This window comes from Planobacterium oryzisoli, assembly GCF_015354315.1.
Taxonomy (GTDB): Bacteria; Bacteroidota; Bacteroidia; order Flavobacteriales; family Weeksellaceae; genus Planobacterium_A; species Planobacterium_A oryzisoli.
The window spans coordinates 12,676-30,442 of record NZ_JADKYY010000009.1 but is presented as its reverse complement, the minus strand read 5'-3'; the positions used below and the strand labels follow the sequence as shown (position 1 = coordinate 30,442).

The 17,767-nt window shown below is 40.5% G+C and carries 16 protein-coding genes; 11 read left to right on the top strand and 5 right to left on the bottom strand.

Annotated features, from left to right (window positions below):
• Positions 1-62: 62 nt before the first annotated feature.
• Both IC612_RS07750 and IC612_RS07745 read right to left on the bottom strand, forming a co-directional pair.
• The gene (locus IC612_RS07750; protein WP_194739617.1) at positions 63-695 is read right to left on the bottom strand and encodes a DUF937 domain-containing protein; all 633 of its coding nucleotides are present in this window, start codon (positions 693-695) and stop codon (positions 63-65) included.
• Between the two features lie 57 nt (positions 696-752).
• Positions 753-1,265 carry a DUF2480 family protein gene (locus IC612_RS07745; RefSeq protein WP_194739616.1) on the bottom strand — a complete coding sequence of 171 codons (513 nt, stop codon included), beginning with the start codon at positions 1,263-1,265 and terminating at the stop codon, positions 753-755.
• A 71-nt stretch (positions 1,266-1,336) separates the two neighbouring features.
• Here IC612_RS07745 and lpxB point away from each other — a divergent pair, with 71 nt between their 5' ends.
• The 9 genes from lpxB to IC612_RS07700 all read left to right on the top strand — a co-directional run bounded on the left by lpxB (position 1,337) and on the right by IC612_RS07700 (position 12,812).
• Positions 1,337-2,458 (top strand): lipid-A-disaccharide synthase, encoded by a 1,122-nt coding sequence (gene lpxB / locus IC612_RS07740; protein ID WP_194739615.1) that lies wholly within the window; start codon positions 1,337-1,339, stop codon positions 2,456-2,458.
• A 90-nt stretch (positions 2,459-2,548) separates the two neighbouring features.
• Entirely contained in the window at positions 2,549-3,205 is a 657-nt protein-coding gene (locus IC612_RS07735) for a succinate dehydrogenase cytochrome b subunit (RefSeq protein ID WP_194739614.1), read from the top strand.
• A gap of 14 nt (positions 3,206-3,219) precedes the next feature.
• Positions 3,220-5,232: a fumarate reductase/succinate dehydrogenase flavoprotein subunit gene (locus tag IC612_RS07730; protein ID WP_194739613.1), complete on the top strand. Its 2,013-nt coding sequence runs from the start codon at positions 3,220-3,222 to the stop codon at positions 5,230-5,232.
• Positions 5,233-5,253: 21 nt separating this feature from the next.
• Positions 5,254-6,021, top strand: coding sequence for a succinate dehydrogenase/fumarate reductase iron-sulfur subunit (locus IC612_RS07725; RefSeq protein ID WP_194739612.1), 768 nt, complete (start codon positions 5,254-5,256; stop codon positions 6,019-6,021).
• Positions 6,022-6,163: 142 nt separating this feature from the next.
• Positions 6,164-7,660, top strand: coding sequence for a TlpA family protein disulfide reductase (locus IC612_RS07720; RefSeq protein WP_194739611.1), 1,497 nt, complete (start codon positions 6,164-6,166; stop codon positions 7,658-7,660).
• 79 nt (positions 7,661-7,739) lie between these two features.
• Positions 7,740-9,143 carry a 23S rRNA (uracil(1939)-C(5))-methyltransferase RlmD gene (rlmD, locus tag IC612_RS07715; RefSeq protein ID WP_228512934.1) on the top strand — a complete coding sequence of 468 codons (1,404 nt, stop codon included), beginning with the start codon at positions 7,740-7,742 and terminating at the stop codon, positions 9,141-9,143.
• 40 nt (positions 9,144-9,183) lie between these two features.
• Positions 9,184-11,703 (top strand): zinc-dependent metalloprotease, encoded by a 2,520-nt coding sequence (locus tag IC612_RS07710; RefSeq protein ID WP_194739609.1) that lies wholly within the window; start codon positions 9,184-9,186, stop codon positions 11,701-11,703.
• 4 nt (positions 11,704-11,707) lie between these two features.
• Positions 11,708-12,178, top strand: a complete 471-nt coding sequence (locus IC612_RS07705; protein WP_194739608.1) for a DUF6452 family protein — start codon at positions 11,708-11,710, stop codon at positions 12,176-12,178.
• The gene (locus IC612_RS07700; RefSeq protein WP_194739607.1) at positions 12,144-12,812 is read left to right on the top strand and encodes a DUF6048 family protein; all 669 of its coding nucleotides are present in this window, start codon (positions 12,144-12,146) and stop codon (positions 12,810-12,812) included. Before IC612_RS07705 ends, IC612_RS07700 begins: the two co-directional genes overlap by 35 nt.
• A 61-nt stretch (positions 12,813-12,873) precedes the next feature.
• On the opposite strand, the gene coaE is transcribed toward IC612_RS07700, so the two are convergent.
• Genes coaE through ruvB form a run of 3 tightly spaced genes read right to left on the bottom strand, consistent with a single transcriptional unit; the run spans position 12,874 to position 15,517 of the window.
• Positions 12,874-13,518 (bottom strand): dephospho-CoA kinase, encoded by a 645-nt coding sequence (gene coaE / locus IC612_RS07695; RefSeq protein ID WP_194739606.1) that lies wholly within the window; start codon positions 13,516-13,518, stop codon positions 12,874-12,876.
• 59 nt (positions 13,519-13,577) lie between these two features.
• Positions 13,578-14,444, bottom strand: a complete 867-nt coding sequence (locus IC612_RS07690) for an MBL fold metallo-hydrolase (protein ID WP_194739605.1) — start codon at positions 14,442-14,444, stop codon at positions 13,578-13,580.
• Positions 14,445-14,494: 50 nt separating this feature from the next.
• Positions 14,495-15,517: a Holliday junction branch migration DNA helicase RuvB gene (gene ruvB / locus IC612_RS07685; RefSeq protein WP_194739604.1), complete on the bottom strand. Its 1,023-nt coding sequence runs from the start codon at positions 15,515-15,517 to the stop codon at positions 14,495-14,497.
• 95 nt (positions 15,518-15,612) lie between these two features.
• Between ruvB and hutI the strand changes: the two genes are divergently transcribed.
• Positions 15,613-16,839: an imidazolonepropionase gene (hutI, locus tag IC612_RS07680; protein ID WP_194739603.1), complete on the top strand. Its 1,227-nt coding sequence runs from the start codon at positions 15,613-15,615 to the stop codon at positions 16,837-16,839.
• Positions 16,829-17,743, top strand: a complete 915-nt coding sequence (hutG, locus tag IC612_RS07675; protein ID WP_194739602.1) for a formimidoylglutamase — start codon at positions 16,829-16,831, stop codon at positions 17,741-17,743. The genes hutI and hutG overlap by 11 nt, the downstream gene beginning before the upstream one ends.
• The last annotated feature ends 24 nt before the right edge of the window (positions 17,744-17,767 follow it).

Sequence of the window (17,767 nt, the reverse complement as noted above, 5' to 3'; positions counted from 1 at the left end):
AAAATTACCCCCAGAAGTGTATGCTCCCGGGGGTAATTATATTTAAATAGAGGCTTGGTGAGTTATCGCTTGCCGCCTAGCAACCCGCCTAGCAAGTCACCTAATCCACCTTGAGCTTTGCTTTGAGATCCTGTAAGGTTGCCGATGATTTCTCCAAGTGGATTGGAATCTGCACCTTGTGCTCCACCTAATACCTGTCCTAATATGTCATTTATAGGACTGCTAGGTTCTGCCTTTTGCTGCGCCTGCCCTAGAATGCCCCCTAGAAGATCGCTTATTGAGCCTCCAGATGATCTTTTTTCTTTTCCAATATATCCCATTATAACGGGAGCCAGCATGGAAAGTACAGGTCCGATTTTATCCATTGAAATACCAGTATTGGAAGAGAGTTGGTTTTCCACGATATTCTTTTGATTTCCGAATATGTGGTCCAGGATAGAATTTCCCTCATTAACCCGGTTATTTACTTGTTCTGGATCGTCAAGAATAGTCCCATCATGATCTTTGTCAAGAGCCCGCTCTAGTGCCTCGGCTTCATTACTGTCTTCACTTTTCTTTCTTAGGTGCGAGATAACTAAGGGCGCTGCCACAGCCATAAGTGCGATTATCTGATTCTTAGAGATTCCAAATTTATTTTCAGCATTCTGCGCAACTTTCGTACTGGTGCTGCTGGTAAGTAAATCAATTAAATTCATATTTTTTATTTAGTGGTTTACTCGCTTACAGCAAAAAGTATTCCTAATGATACAAATTTAACTTCGCTTGAATACTGGAACATTTGAGCATGCCTCCCCAAACATTAACGATTTAACTAGTGGTTTAAGTTGTTCTACCAGTTCTACGTAAGCATTTACAGGAATGTTCACATCTGTACAGCCCTTCACAAGTACTCTCTGATTTTCTAAGTAAGAGAAGTCGTACGTCTGCATGGCCTGATGCATTAACAGTACCTCCAGGTCTTCTCTATCTCCATATATAACTTTCTTTGCAACTCCGCCCAATTTTGCAGAAAGCAAAAAATAAGACCACAAAGGAATTATAGCGTCAGCTGAATTATAAATAAACACATAGGTGTCCTTAAATGGCTCTAAATCTAGGGCTCCGATTTTCTCCCTGAATTCTTTCTCACGAAGAATAAGTCCTTCATGTAAAAAATCTTTAATATCAATACCAACTCTCTCTCCTTTGGGGAGAAGGGTGCTGATATCAAAATTGGTTAGTCCGCTCTGTGCTACTTTATTTATTATCTCTGAATTTGATGACATGATTATTTTTATCTTTGAACAAATTTAGTCAATTCTGACTAGTTATATCTAGCAGGATTTCTATTCATCGTATGAGATACTATATAATTGCGGGCGAAGCTTCAGGCGATTTGCATGGGGCAAATCTTATAAATTCACTTTTGAAACTAGATGCAAATGCGGAAATCCGGTTTTGGGGCGGCCCATTAATGCAAGAAGCTTCCGGCAAGGCTCCTGTTAAGAATTATAAAGATTTGGCCTTCATGGGTTTTGTAGAGGTGGTAAGTAATCTTTCTACAATTCTAAAGAATCTTAAGTTTTGTAAAGAAGATATTTTAAGATATAGTCCCGATGTGATAGTCCTGATCGATTATCCTGGGTTTAATCTTCGTATCGCCCAATTTGCAAAGAATAGGGGGTTTGAGGTTGCCTATTATATTTCTCCACAAATTTGGGCATGGAAGGAAAGTAGAATTCATAAGATTAAGCGCTATGTAGATCACATGCTAGTGATTCTACCGTTCGAAAAAGAGTTCTATGCAAAACACGGCATGGATGTGCATTTCGTTGGTCATCCATTGCTAGATCAGCTCCAAAAAATTCCAAAGGTTTCAAGAGAAGATTTTACAAAAGGTAACCATCTCAGCACGCAGCCCATAGTTGCATTATTGCCGGGCTCCAGAGCACAGGAGTTACAGAAAATGTTAAGTGTCATGGTTTCCGTGGCAGCAGAATTTCCTGAATACCAGTTTGTAATAGCCGCCGCACCTGGTCTTGATCAGGAGATTTACAGGCCTTTCTTAAATAGCCAAGTACGACTAGTAACTAACCAAACCTACGAATTGTTGCAGCATTCCGCTGCCGCTCTAGTCGCTTCTGGTACAGCTACTTTGGAAACTGCGCTACTTAAGGTACCGCAAGTGGTATGTTATCGAGGGAATTCCATATCTTACTTAATCGCAAAAAGATTAGTTCGACACATTAAATACATTTCTTTAGTTAATTTGATTATGGATAGAGAAATCGTTAAAGAACTAATACAAGAGGAATTTACTCGTGAGAATCTTGCGTACGAATTGCAAAAATTACTAGATTTAAAGTATAGGGATGAATTAGCTTTACAGTACAATATATTAGAAAATAAACTGGGTGGAGCGGGAGCAAGTGACCAGGCGGCAGAAATCATTTATCGTGCAACTGAAACTATTATTTAGAAAGATTATAAACTAATTATTTCTGATTTTTCTCACTCAGTGGCCAATTAACATTTTTTAACTTTGTGAAAATTCAAACATTTAAATTTTATGGCAGGTTTAACCAGTTCTACAATTGGTAGAAAGTATGCAATGGCATTGTCAGCAATGTTTTTGCTCATTTTTCTTTTAATGCACTTGGCAATTAATATTCTGTCGGTGATAAGCCCTCAAGCCTTTAACGACGCATCCCATTTTATGGGTCAAAATCCATTAATTCAATTTTTGATGCAGCCAGTACTTTTAATTGCTGTATTATTCCATTTTATTATGGGCTTCGTATTGGAATTGAAAAACAATCAGGCTCGTCCTGTAAAATATGCAGTGAATGGAGCTTCCGCTAACTCCTTGTGGGTATCTAGAAATATGATTATTTCAGGGGCATTTATTTTAGTTTTCTTGGGTGTTCATTTGATTGACTTCTGGGTGCCAACTATTTCTAAAAACTATCTTGGTGCTGAGTCTACAGGAACAGAATACGACCATTTAAGAGGGCACTTCTCTGAATTATGGAGAGTTATTGCTTACGTGGTTGCATTTATACTTCTCGGACTACATCTTGCACATGGATTCCAGTCTTCGTTTCAGTCTATAGGCGCGCGACATCCTAAATACACTCCAGTTATTAAGTCCCTTGGTAATTGGTATTCCGTGCTCATCCCAGCCGGTTTTATTTTTATTGCATTATTCCACTACATAACTAAATAACAGCGACATTAGATATGAACAAACTAGATGCTAAAATCCCAATGGGTCCTTTAGAGGATAAGTGGAAAAATCATAAAAATCATATGAACTTGGTAGCTCCTAACAATCGCGATAAAATCGACGTGATTGTAGTAGGTACCGGACTGGCCGGAGGTAGTGCTGCAGCTACATTAGCTGAACAAGGCTACAATGTGAAGGCATTCTGTTATCAAGATTCACCCCGCAGAGCACACTCCATAGCAGCGCAGGGCGGTATTAATGCAGCAAAGAACTATCAAGGAGACGGAGATTCAGTATACCGGTTGTTTTACGATACTATTAAAGGAGGTGATTATCGGGCTCGCGAAGCGAATGTGTATCGACTGGCTGAAGTATCTGCAAATATTATCGACCAGTGCGTGGCACAAGGTGTGCCCTTTGGAAGAGAGTACGGAGGACAATTAGATAACAGATCGTTTGGTGGAGTACAGGTTAAAAGAACCTTTTATGCCAAAGGACAAACGGGACAGCAATTGCTTTTGGGGGCATATTCTGCTATGAGTCGACAGATTGGTAAAGGCAGAATCAAAATGTTCAACAGACACGAAATGTTGGACCTGGTGGTAGTGGACGGAAAAGCAAGAGGAATTATTGCCAGAAACCTGGTCACTGGGGAAATAGAAAGACATTCTGCACATGCAGTGGTTATTGCTTCTGGTGGATATGGAAATGTATATTTTCTTTCTACCAACGCGATGGGATCAAACGTATCTGCAGCATGGAAAATTCACAAAAAAGGAGCTTTCTTTGCCAATCCATGTTTCGTGCAAATTCACCCTACTTGTATACCAGTTCATGGAACTCAGCAGAGTAAGTTGACACTGATGTCAGAGTCTCTACGTAACTCGGGTCGTATTTGGGTGCCTAAAAATATAGAAGATGCGCAAGCTATAAGAGAAGGAAGGCTGAGACCAGAAAATATTAAAGAAGAAGACCGCGATTACTACTTGGAGCGCAGATATCCTGCTTTTGGAAATTTAGTACCAAGGGATGTAGCGTCTAGGGCGGCCAAAGAAAGATGTGATGCAGGTTTCGGTATTGAGAACAATGATACCAATGAGGGTGTTTATTTGGATTTCTCTACCGAGATAATGAAAAAAGGCCGTGAAGCTGCAATCGAGAAAAATATTTCAAATCCGTCTGAAAAACAAATTTATGATTTAGGTAAAGCCTGGGTGGAGGAAAAATACGGTAACCTTTTTGTGATGTACGAAAAAATCACAGCAGATAATCCTTACGTCACACCAATGAAGATTTATCCTGCAGTTCACTATACCATGGGTGGTGTTTGGGTAGATTATAATTTGCAATCCACCATTCCTGGATGCTTTGTCATTGGAGAGGCCAATTTCTCTGACCACGGAGCGAACAGGCTTGGAGCTTCTGCACTGATGCAGGGACTAGCAGATGGCTATTTCGTGTTACCATATACAATTGCAGATTATTTATCAGCCGATATTCGTACAGGAGCGATCCCTACCAATTTACCTGCATTTGACGATGCGGAAAATCAGGTTAAGGAGAGAATAAACTTCTTTATAAATAATAAAGGAACACATTCGGTAGATTATTTCCATAAGAAGTTAGGTAACATTATGTGGAATAAAGTAGGAATGGGAAGGACACCCGAAGGTCTGCAGGAAGCTATTCAAGAAATTGAAGAGGTGCGAAATGATTTTTGGAAGAATGTCAAGGTGCCTGGTGAAGCAAATGCTATGAACATGGAACTGGAAAAGGCTTTACGTGTTGCTGATTTTCTAGAACTGGGACATTTGATGGCCATCGATGCTTTAAAAAGAGAAGAATCTTGCGGTGGACATTTTAGATGGGATCATGCAACTCCGGAGGGAGAAGCAGAAAGAGATGATGATAACTTTATGTATACTGCATGTTGGGAATATAACGGGCAGAACATTAATGAATCGGTACTGCATAAGGAGCCGCTGGTATATGAGAACATTGAAGTTAAGCAAAGAAGTTATAAGTAATCTCCAAAAACAGTAAAGAATATGAGTGCAAAAAAAGGACTTAATCTGACTCTGAAAATTTGGAGACAGAAAAATAATAAAACAAAGGGACAGTTCGAGGTTTATAAAATATCTGATGTTTCTACAGATTCTTCATTTTTGGAGATGCTTGATATGTTGAATGAGAAACTGGTGAACGAAGGTAGTGAGCCAGTTGCTTTTGACCATGACTGTCGAGAGGGTATTTGTGGAATGTGTTCCCTCTATATTAATGGTAGGCCCCATGGACCTGACACAGGGATCACCACTTGTCAGCTTCATATGAGAATGTTCAATGATGGAGAAACTATTACTATAGAGCCGTGGAGAAGTGCAGCCTTTCCGGTCATAAAAGACTTGGTTGTGGATCGTTCGGCCTTTGATAGAATTATGGCTGCAGGTGGGTTTATCTCCGTGAATACTTCTGGTAATACGTTGGATGCTAATGCAATACCGGTTCCTAAAGAGGATGCAGATAAGGCAATGGATGCTGCTGCTTGTATCGGGTGCGGAGCATGCGTAGCAACATGTAAAAATGGTTCAGCGATGCTATTCGTAGGAGCAAAAGTTTCTCAGTTTGCTTTGTTGCCTCAAGGCCGTGTTGAAGCCAAGAGACGTGTACTAAATATGGTGCGAACAATGGATGAGGAAGGATTTGGTAACTGTTCCAATACGGGTGCTTGTGAGGTAGAATGTCCTAAAGGGATCTCTCTTGAAGTGATAGCACGTATGAATCGCGAATATATCTCCGCAGTTATAGACAAAGAATAAACTTTGAGGAACTAAATAATAAACCTTCGGCTGCAGTCTATCTTCGGTACGGAGGTTTTTTTTATGCGTATAGGTAAGTAAAGGAAGAATAGTGTTTTATATAAGGCTTTAATAAGTTATTTTTGCCACTTAATATCTTAAAATGAAGAAGTATTTTTTACTGTTCTTGCTGACCATAGTAGCTTTGTCATGCAACAAAACAATCGAAGTTAAAGGGACGATTACAGGGGGATCCCCATTAGAACGAATTGAAGTTATTGAAACTTCTGGAGCTGCAACACTCCCGCTTCTTAATGTGGGTCTGGACCCAAAGGGTAATTTTCAAGGGGCTTTTGAGGCGGACAAGCACGGCTTATATGTGCTGACGTATGCGGGTCGAAATATGATGGTGTATTTAGAGCCTGGCCAAAAATTAGAATTGAAAGCAAGTAGCGCTAATTTCCCGGAAGATGTCCAATTTATTGGCGATGCCAAGAACAACAATGATTTCATGAAATCTGCACAATTGGCATTTGAAACCTATGCATCCAAAATTAATATGGAGCAGCTCTTAGGAAAAAAGGAAGATGCTTTCATAAAGGAATTTAATGCGATAACCGAGCAGACGGATAAAATCTACGAGGAAAATGCTAAAAAGTACAATCCCAGCAGCAAAGCGCTAAAGTATAAGAAAAGGGAAACGCAAGCCCGATTAATGGGATTGGTAGATGGATATGAGCAAATGCATGGTCAGATTACAACCAATCCTCAATTCAAGGTCTCACAGAATTTTAAGGATTTTCGTGATAATTTGATGAAGGACAATGATGAGATGATCAGAGACTTTCCTATGTACAGGGAATACCAATTAAATAAACTAAACGGAGATTTTCAAAAATACATGAGTTCCCAGCCACAGGCCAAGGAACAACCGCTCATTTCAAAGCTGTTTGGTGAGTATCTTAAAACACGAAAAGATCTATCTCAAACTGCAAAGGACTATTTTTTCGCTTATATCATTTCGCAATCGGACTTGAATTTCATGAATTCAGAGCGATACGATGAGGTTACTGCGCAGATAGAAAAGCATGTCTCTAATGCATCCATCAAGTCCGATTTGAAACATTTACAAAAAGTGCTTATGGGAGAAAAGGCTGGAACACAGTTTTCCTTAAACGTATTAAATGTAAAGAATGAAAAGATTGAATTGGGAAAAAAGGCAGACCGACCAACTTTAATTGTGTTTTATGCGTCGTGGAACCCAAACGTTGCTTTAACTGCGCTTCCACAGTTAAAAGATTTTACCTCCAAGGCAGGAGATAAGCTTCAATATACTTTTATTAACCTGGATGACACTAAAGAACAGTTTAATAAAACAAGTACTGCGTTGTTTCAAGGGATAGCGGGAACACATTATTGGTTAGAAGGGGGTATAAATTCCAAGAGAGCTGGTGAACTGGGTCTATACGGATTTAAGCTTCCCAGCTATTTATTACTTGATAAAGAAGGTAAACTTGTAGCAAGACCATTTTACAATCTAAATGATCCTGAATTTGCTACTGCAGTAGAGAAAGTGAGTGGAGTGACACTTCCCCAGCAACCGGTAATGATGCCACCACAGGACTCGATGGCGGTTCCGGCGGATTCACTTTCCAAATAAGTGTGTTAAATTTTGAAACTATCAAAACCTTGTTCTAAACGGCAAGGTTTTTTTATTGATGAAAACGTACTTTTGCAAAATGAGAAAAAAGAATGTGGTCCTAGAGAATATCCGAATGGTATCTGCAGGAGCAAAAGGTGTAGCTGTGGGTCGTGCGGAGAATGGAAAGACTGTACTGGTTAAAGGTGCGGTTCCAGGCGATCTGGTACATGTGAACGTGCGGAAATCTAAATCCAGTTATGTCGAAGGAGACGTAAAGGAGTTTGTTGAATATTCCACGGATCGGGTTATTCCCCGGTGTATTCATTTTGGTGTGTGTGGAGGTTGTAAATGGCAAAATTTAAATTATGGTAAGCAGCTTGAATATAAAGAAAATGAAGTTTTAAATAACATTCGTAGGATTGGAGGTATAAGCGATTTCATAAATGAATCTATTTTGGAAGCGCCAGAACAGTATTACTACCGAAATAAAATGGAATTTTCTTTTTCTAATTCCAGATGGTTAACACAAGAGGAGATTATTGGAGGGACGGATTTTGATAATCGCAATGCTCTAGGTTTTCACATTCCAGGAATGTGGAGTAAGATTTTAGATCTTAAGGAATGCCATCTGCAAATTTCCCCTTCCAATGAAATAAGATTGGCAGTAAAAGAATACGCCGATGCACATTCCCTTGATTTCTTTGATCCTCGAAGTCAAGAAGGATTCTTAAGAACGCTAATGCTTAGACAGAACGCCAAAGGAGAATGGATGGTTTTATTTCAATTGTTCAGATCCGAGCCTGAAAATCAGCAAAAGTTATTCGAATTTCTGCTTTCTCGTTTTCCTCAAATAAGTACGTTGCTCTACGCAGTTAATCCTAAAGCGAATGATTCTGTCTACGACTTGGATATTGAGGTATTCTTTGGTCCAGGATATTTGCTGGAGGAGATGGACGGCCTCAAATTTAAAATAGGCCCTAAATCTTTCTTTCAGACTAATTACAAACAAGCCTTAAACCTCTATCGCAAGACGCATGATTTTGCACAATTAACGGGTAATGAAGTGGTATATGATCTTTATACTGGAACAGGTACTATTGCGCAGTATTTGGCGCGCTCTGCAAAGCAGGTAATTGGAATTGAAGCGGTACCTGAAGCAATTGATGCTGCACGGGAGCATGCTGAGTTAAACGGTTTAACAAACTGCAGCTTCTACTGTGGGGATATGAAAGAAGTTTTTACGGAGAATTTTCTAGCAAACCACCCTCCAGCAGATGTTTTAGTGACCGATCCACCACGTGATGGAATGCATTCTAAAGTTATAGAGCAGATTATTAAACTTGCACCTGAGCGGATTGTCTATGTAAGTTGTAATTCCGCCACTCAGGCGCGAGATATAGCTCTTCTTAAAGAACATTATAAATTGGTGAAAATTCTACCAGTTGATATGTTTCCTCAAACCCACCATGTGGAGAATATAGCCCTGTTAGTAAGGGTTTAACTGTACAAATTTTTGTTATCTTTAGCAAAAATTTAACCATATGAAAAGACTCAAAAGTGTATTGTTATGTCTGGTGCTTTCCACCACGGCAAGTTTATCCTATGCCCAGACCGATTCTACAAAAGCAAAAGAAGACACCGTCAAAACCAAACCGGTGACTCCAGCAGCAAAAAAACCGGAAAAAATCAAGCCGTACAAAGATGTTATTACGGCTAAAGCCATTACAGATGAGGGTGTACTAAAGGTTCATAAAGTTGAGGATAAATACTATTTTGAAATTCCCAATACGGTCCTTAAGAAAGAATTTCTACTTGTAAGTAGATTGACAAAAGCGGCAGCCGGAATGCGCTCAGGAACTACGGGATTCGCAGGTGACCAAATCGCCCAAAACGTAATCGCATTTGAAAAGGGTCCCCAGGATAAAATATTCATTAGATCTATTTCCTACGCGGAATATGCGAGCGATTCCACCTCGCAGATGTATAATTCGGTAATGCGCAATAATACGCAGAGTATTGTACAGGCCTTTGAGATTAAGGCATTTTCTCCAGACAAGAAATCGTCGGTTATTGATGTGACGGATTTTGTGAATGCAGATAATGAATTGGTTTCCTTTGCCGCTACAGCCAAGAACGGATTCAGGGTTGGGGCATTTCAAAAGGACAAATCTTTTGTAAATTTCATAAAATCTTTCCCAAATAACATCGAAATTAATACGACCAAAACGTACGCGCGAACCCTAGGAACGCCTCCTCCTGGAGCTGGCGCAACACCTAGTCGTCAGGTCATTAGTGGGAATTATACTGTAGAGATCAACTCCTCACTAGTGTTACTTCCTGAGAACAAGATGCAGGCAAGATATTACGATCCACGCGTAGGATACTTTACTGTAGGTTATACAGATTTTGATCTTGATCCACAGGGTGTCAAGAGAGTGTCTCTTATCAAAAGATGGCGTTTGGAGCCTAAGCCGCAAGATCTTGAAAAATATAAGAGAGGAGAATTGGTGGAACCGGCTAAACCAATAGTGTTCTACATTGATCCTTCAACTCCTAAAAAATGGGTGCCTTATCTGGCCGCTGGAGTAAACGACTGGCAAAAGGCCTTTGAAAAGGCTGGCTTTAAAAACGCAATATATGCCAAAATTCCTAATGCAAAGGAAGATCCGGAATGGAGTTTGGAAGACGCTAGATTTTCCGCAATTGTATACAAACCATCCGATGTTCCTAATGCTTCTGGACCATCCATTTCGGATCCAAGGACAGGTGAAATAATGGAAAGTCATATTAATTGGTACCACAATGTGATGTCTTTACTTCGTAATTGGTATTTTATACAAGCTGCACCTAACGATCCGCGGGCACGCACTATGGAATTTGATGACAAATTAATGGGCGAGCTTATTCGGTTTGTATCGGCACATGAAGTGGGGCACACAATTGGACTTCGTCATAATTTTGGATCCAGCTCTTCGGTTCCAGTGGAAAAGCTGCGTGATAAAAATTGGTTAAAGAAGAACGGGCATACCCCGTCTATTATGGACTATGCCCGTTTTAATTATGTGGCACAGCCAGAAGATAAGGTTGATGAAAGCGGAATTATGCCTAGGATTGGAGATTACGATGAATGGGCTATAGAATGGGGTTATAGAAGATACTACCAGTTTAAATCACCTGATGCTGAAAAGGAATTTTTGAACAAATTGGTGATCAATAAGCTTAAAAATCCCAGACTTTGGTTTGGTACTGAAATAAATCCATTTGATCCAAGGTCACAAAGTGAACAGGTTGGAGACAACGCAATGCTAGGAAGTGGCTACGGAATTGAAAACCTGAAAAGAATAGTCTCTAATCTTCCAAAGTGGACTGCTACTGCTAATGAAGACTATGACAATTTGGGAATCATGTACGATCAGGTTACAGGACAATTCGCACGCTATCTAGGACATGTATCCAAATATATTGGTGGAGAGTTAGAAACCCCAAAGACAATTGAGCAGAGTGGTCCTGTATATGAGGTGGTAAGCAAGGCGGAGCAAAAGCAAGCTTTGGAGTTTTTGTCCAAACAGGTATTCACAACTCCGCAATGGTTATTTAACAAGGACGTTTTTGAGAACACATCTAGAACGCCGGTTCAGGTAGTAGAAAATCTGCAAAACACTGTACTTAACCGGATTTTAAGTCCAATGGTGCTACAGAAAATGTATCAGTCGCAATCTGTAGATCAGAAGGCATACACTGTGTATGAGTATATGCAGGATCTCAAGTCCAGTATTTTTACTCAAGGAACTCCCGATTTATATAGAAGAAACCTTCAAAGAAATTACATCGGAAGTATGATTTCAATATTGACTCCACGTCCCGCAGCCACCACGGCTACTAGAGGTAACTCAGTAACCCTTTCTCCAAACTCTGATGTCTTGGCAGTAACGAGAGGGACATTGTTTGACCTACAGAATGAACTTGATCAGAAAGCAAGATCTAGTAATGAGGCAATAGAGCGCTACCATTTTCAAGATTTAAAATACCAGATCGAGAAGGCGCTAAGCCCAACAAATTAATTCTATGAAGAAGTTTGTATTATTTGCAGTAGCATGTGTTGCACTTTTGAGTTGCTCATCCGAGGATGATATTTGTTTAAGCGGGGAATCTACGCCAAGGCTCAAAATACTTTTTAAAGATGCTACTGCAAATAAACAAACCCAGTTATCACGTCTTATTATAGAAGTAGATTATGGGAGTGGGTTTGTCCTGGTTCAAGATGCTGTGCGAGTAGATTCAGTTCTTCTCCCCCTGCGGGTGGACCAAAGTAGCTCCACTCAGATAAAGCTTAGAACGGATCCTGAACAAAATCCGTCTGTTTTATCTGTGCATTATCAAACTAAAGCACAATATGTTTCTCCTGCATGTGGATTTAAAAGAACGTACCACGATGTTACCTACAATCTTAGCGGGGAAGGCACCGTAGATTCCTTTGAGGCTCTAACCAATGAAATTTCTGATGAAACAAATCCTCACTTGTATCTTAATTTTTAGCTTCTCTTTCTGTGCGTATGCTCAGAATGGAGCGCAGCAGGATACTTTAGCAAAAGCAGTAGCAGTCGAGCCCGCTGCGGATTGGATCGTAGGGTTTGACGTGCTAAATGGGAGTCTGTCGTTGTTTTCAGACAGGAAGCTAGTTCAGTTCTTTGTTTCTAAATCCATAGGTCCTAAGTTAAATGTAGTAGGTGATTTAGGGTATGAATCAAGCGTCTATGAGCGAAACGGTTATCAGGGGAGTGCGAATGGTATGTTTGCTAAGATAGGCAGTACTTTTATGCTTGTCAAAGAATCCGAAACAGATTTAAACGGTTTTTACGCAGGACCCAAATTAGGATTCGCTTCGTACACCCAAGAGTATACAAGAGTACCTGTCAAGGGTGCTTCTGGTACGGAAGGATTTCTTACTTTGCCTGCTTCGAGACAATTCTCTGCATGGCTGGAGGCGAGTGTCGGGGGACGGGTTAAGCTTTTTGATACTCCATTTCTAATTGATGTGAATGTACAGCCCAGGTATATGCTTTACTCCACAAAACAGGAAGAAATGCAGCCAATGATTGTTCCGGGATTCGGCAAATCTTCCACTAAATTTACAGTAGGTTTTGCTTGGAATCTGGCCTATCAGTTTTAGGGTTCTTAAGTACATATTTATTAAAAAAAATAGAGCTGCACTAAGCAGCTCTATTTTTTTATCAAGACGAATGACTAAGGTTTTCTATCAGTTTAGTTAAGACACGGTTTGTTTCTGTCTCTAACTCTTCGAAGGTGCCATTGTTATAGATTATATACACGGTCTTACGGACTTTATCTTTTTCTGGCATTTGTTTATCCATAATCGTTTCTACCTCTCGGTAGGTTTTTTGATCCCGGTCCATTACACGCTTTATACGCAGGTTGTCTTCAGCCGTAACCAAAATGGTCTTTTTACATTCTTGATCAAGTCCTAATTCAAATAGTAAAGCCGATTCTTTAAAAACGATCTTAGAATTTTGTCTGGAAATCCATTGAGTGAAATCTCTTCGTACCGCGGGATGAGTAATTGAATTTAACTTTTCAAGTAGCGCAGGGTCATTGAAGACAAGGGTGGACACGTAACTTCTATTATATTGCCCCAATCCATCATAGCTCTCAGGGCCAAGTAATTCAATGATCTGATCCTTGACTCCCGGGTCTTGCACAATAAGATCTTTAGCTCGCTGATCTGAATAGTAGACTGGAAAGCCGGCCTCTTCAATTATTTTTGCCACTGCGGTTTTCCCGGATCCAATTCCACCGGTTAAGCCGATTATACTCGGCTCGGGGTCGGGCGAACTCGTTCCGCCTTCTGATATTTCCATACTTTATTTGTAATTAATGTTCAAATATACAATATTCGATCGTGAGTGCATTTTTTAGTCTAATAACCAAAAATATCGTTGAATTTTAAGGTCTGGTCCACTCGTACTCCTTTCTCTGTCATTTTAAGACTTACCAATTCATGGTGCGCATCGTGCTCAAGAAATAATAGGTAATCATTCTCGACACATTGCTTTAAGAATTTTTCTTTTTCCTCCATTGTAAGTAAAGGCCGGGTATCGTAACCCATTACATATACAAGCGGTACGTGACCAGCCGTGGGTATTAGGTCAGCCGCAAAAACAATAGTTCTGTCCTGGTATTTTATAACAGGAAGCATTTGTTTTTCTGTATGACCGTCCACGAAAATTACATCCATCTTTAAATCTGGATAGAAACCGTAATTACCTATTGTTGGTAATGGTAGGTGATTTAGCTGTCCACTCTCTTTCAAAGGAAGAATATTCTCTGTTAAGAAACTTGCTTTTTCTCGTGGATTGGGATTCACCGCCCATTGCCAATGATTTTCATTGGACCAATACGTTGCATTTCGGAAAGCGGTTTGGTAGCTGTCGTTTTTAGGATTTCGCTCTACAGCCCCGCCGCAATGGTCAAAGTGAAGATGGGTCAAAAACACATCCGTAATATCGTCTTTAATAAAACCAAATTTTGCAAGGTTCTTTTCTAGTGATTCGTTGCCGTATAAGGAATAGTGGCTAAAAAATTTCTCGTCCTGTTTTGTTCCAAGGCCACAGTCAATTAAAATTAATTTTTTACCGTCTTCCACAAGCAATGAGCGCATACCCATTTCTATTAGGTTGTTTTGATCTGCTGGATTGGTTCTGTTCCAAATTGATTTAGGCACGACTCCAAACATGGCGCCTCCATCAAGTTTAAAATTGCCGCATTGGATTGGATAGAGCTTCATATAATTAATTTATTTAATAATCAAATAATAAAAAATAAGGGCCCAGTTTATTAAAATAAATCGCCCATAGTGCCGGGTTTTTTTAGGTTAAGGTGTGTATATGCCTTCGCCGTCACTTCTCTTCCTCGGGGTGTTCTAATAATAAAACCTTGCTGTATTAGGAACGGCTCATACACTTCCTCCAAGGTCTCTGGATTTTCTCCTAATGAGGTGGCAAGTGCAGTAATGCCCACCGGTCGGCCTGAGAAGTTTTCTATCATTACTCGCATGATTTTGTTATCCATTTCATCTAATCCAAACTCATCGACGTTCAGAGAGTTAAGGGCAAATTGGGTAATGTTGATTTCTATACTTCCATTGCCTTTTATTTCTGCAAAATCCCGTACTCGTCTCAATAATGCGTTCGCTATACGGGGTGTTCCTCTGCTTCGCCGTGCTATTTCTTCAGCTGCTTCCGAAGTTATCGGAACACCTAGCACTTTGGCACTCCGCTCAATGATTACTCTCAAAAGTTCCGTACTGTAATATTCTAACCTGCTTTGAATTCCAAAGCGTGCCAGCATGGGTTTGGTTAACATTCCACTTCGTGTTGTGGCACCGATGAGGGTAAATGGATTGAGCCCAATTTGGACCGATCTGGCATTTGGTCCACTATCTAGCATAATATCAATCTTGTAATCCTCCATAGCAGAATACAAGTATTCTTCCACTATAGGGGATAGCCTATGTATTTCGTCAATAAATAAAACGTCGTTTTCCTCTAGATTAGTTAACAGCCCTGCTAAAGATCCCGGTTTGTCCAGGACAGGCCCTGACGTTAATTTGCAGTTTACACCTAATTCATTTGCAATTATGTGGGCCAATGTAGTTTTGCCTAATCCAGGAGGTCCGTGGAGCAATACATGATCTAAAGCCCGGTTTCTGTTCTTTGCCGCTGCTACAAAGATTTCCAGATTATCAAGTGTCTTTCTCTGCCCAGCGAATTCGGCAAAGCTCTGGGGCCGCATTTGTTCATCTTGAGATAAATCCTCGTCTAGAAAATTGTCTTTATCTGGGTGCAGAAAGTCTGGCATTAGTGCATCTTTTGTTCAAATTTAAACTATTTTGTTAAAAGTTTTGAGGTAAAGCAGAGTTGGGTCTTGTTAATAAAAGTAATAAATTTAGCACTATGAAACTAATTGGACCCTTTTCGCAGTTAGCGACATTGGATAATTTACCTCTTCGCGGAGCATTATCGGATGAACAGCTAAATTTACAGGAAGGCAAGGGTATTCTTATAAGTGAAGGATACATAGAGGAGATAGGGGATTTTAATGCTCTGGTGGAAAAAGCCGATGAGGTGCAAAGAATTCCTGAAGGGCATGTGTGTATTCCCAGCTTTGTCGATTGCCATACGCATATTTGCTTTGCCGGATCCCGCGCCAAAGATTTTTCAATGCGAAACGCAGGTAAAAGCTATTTGCAAATTGCAGCGGAAGGAGGAGGTATCTGGAGTACTGTGGAGAATACACGTAAAGCTTCTGGCCAAGATTTAGTGGAAGGGCTTAAAAGCAGGATAGAACAACTTTTGAGGCAGGGAGTTACCACTGTGGAAGTAAAGTCTGGTTACGGACTTAACTATAAGGATGAGATTAAAATGCTTCGTGCAATCCATACGGCACAGAATACAGTATCCAGTGACATAATATCCACATGTTTGGCGGCTCATATGAAGCCAAAAGACTTTGAAGAGAGTTCCGAGAGATACCTCAATTATGTATTGGAAGAAATACTGACTGCAGTGCGTGAGGAAAATCTTTCGCGTAGAGTGGATGTTTTTATTGAAAAGTCTGCCTTTGGTATAGAGGAAAGCCGTGCTTTTTTGCAGAAGGCTCGAATATTGGGCTTTGATATAACAGTTCATGCCGATCAGTTCACTTCAGGCAGCGCTCGGCTAGCAGCCGAATTAGGAGCAAAAAGTGCAGATCATTTGGAAGTTCTAACGGACGAGGACGTGGCTTTTTTAGCATCATCGCAAACTGTGGCTGTTGCTCTTCCAGGTGCAAGTCTGGGGCTTGGTGAGCCGTTTGCGCCTGCAAGAAAAATTCTTGATGCTAACGGGATTCTTGCGATAGCCAGTGACTGGAATCCTGGATCCGCTCCGATGGGCAATTTGCTTGCTCAGGCGAGCATCTTAGCTACCTATGAAAAACTCACTACTCCCGAGCTACTTTCTGCACTAACTTTTCGTGCGGCATTTGCATTGGGACTCGAAGACCGTGGAAGATTACAGAAGGGAATGCGTGCAGATTTTCAAATTTACAAAGCGGACAGCATCTACGAGATTCCGTATAGACAAGGCGAACTCAAGCCTTGCGCAGTGTATATTTTAGGAACAAGGGCTTATGGAACTTAGAAAGATTTGGACTGGCCGCAATGATGGTGAAGATATACTCAATAGAAGGCTTCATCAAGTAATTAAGTATGATGATAACTTCCAACCCAATTCCTTTGTCATTAATGGTTTTGCAGTAGATGAAGGAGTGCGGCGTAATAGAGGGAGAATAGGTGCCAGAAAAGGCCCTGACGTAATCCGTTCGTTTCTCGCTAATTTTCCGGTCACGCAAACTCAATTAGAACTATATGATGCCGGAAATATCTATTGTATCGATCAGGATTTGGAAACGGCACAGGAGAGTTTAATGCGGAGAGTGTCTGATACTATCCGCCAGGGATGTAAATCTGTGGTCCTGGGTGGAGGGCACGAGCTTCTTTGGGCGCATTTTAATGGATTACGCACTGCACTTCCTAATCAAAACATAGGAATAATAAACATCGATGCCCATTTCGATAACAGACCGCTACCACTTGGAAAGTCTACCTCAGGTACGGGGTTTTATCAGATAGCTCAAATAGAACCGCTTAATTCTTTGCATATAGGCATTCAAAGAAATTCCAATACGTTGGCTTTGTTTGATAGCGCCCATCAGTTCAATATGGAGTATATTCTTGCTGAGGAGGTTTTTTATGACAATCTGCCTGAAATTTATCAAAAAGTAGATTTGCTCGTTCAGAGATCCGATAAGCTCTACTTGTCTGTGTGCATGGATGTCTTTAATAGTAGTCAAGCACCAGGCGTAAGTGCACCGTCGTTTAATGGGATTTTTACAGATTCCACTTTTATGTTGCTATTTAGACATATCTTAGCCAGTTCAAAATTGGTGGCCATGGACGTAGCTGAAACCAATCCCGATTTCGACGTTGATAACCGTACTGCAAGACTCGCTGCCAGTTTGGTAAACGAATGGTTCATGGCATAGGGGCCGTATAACTTTTAAAAAGTA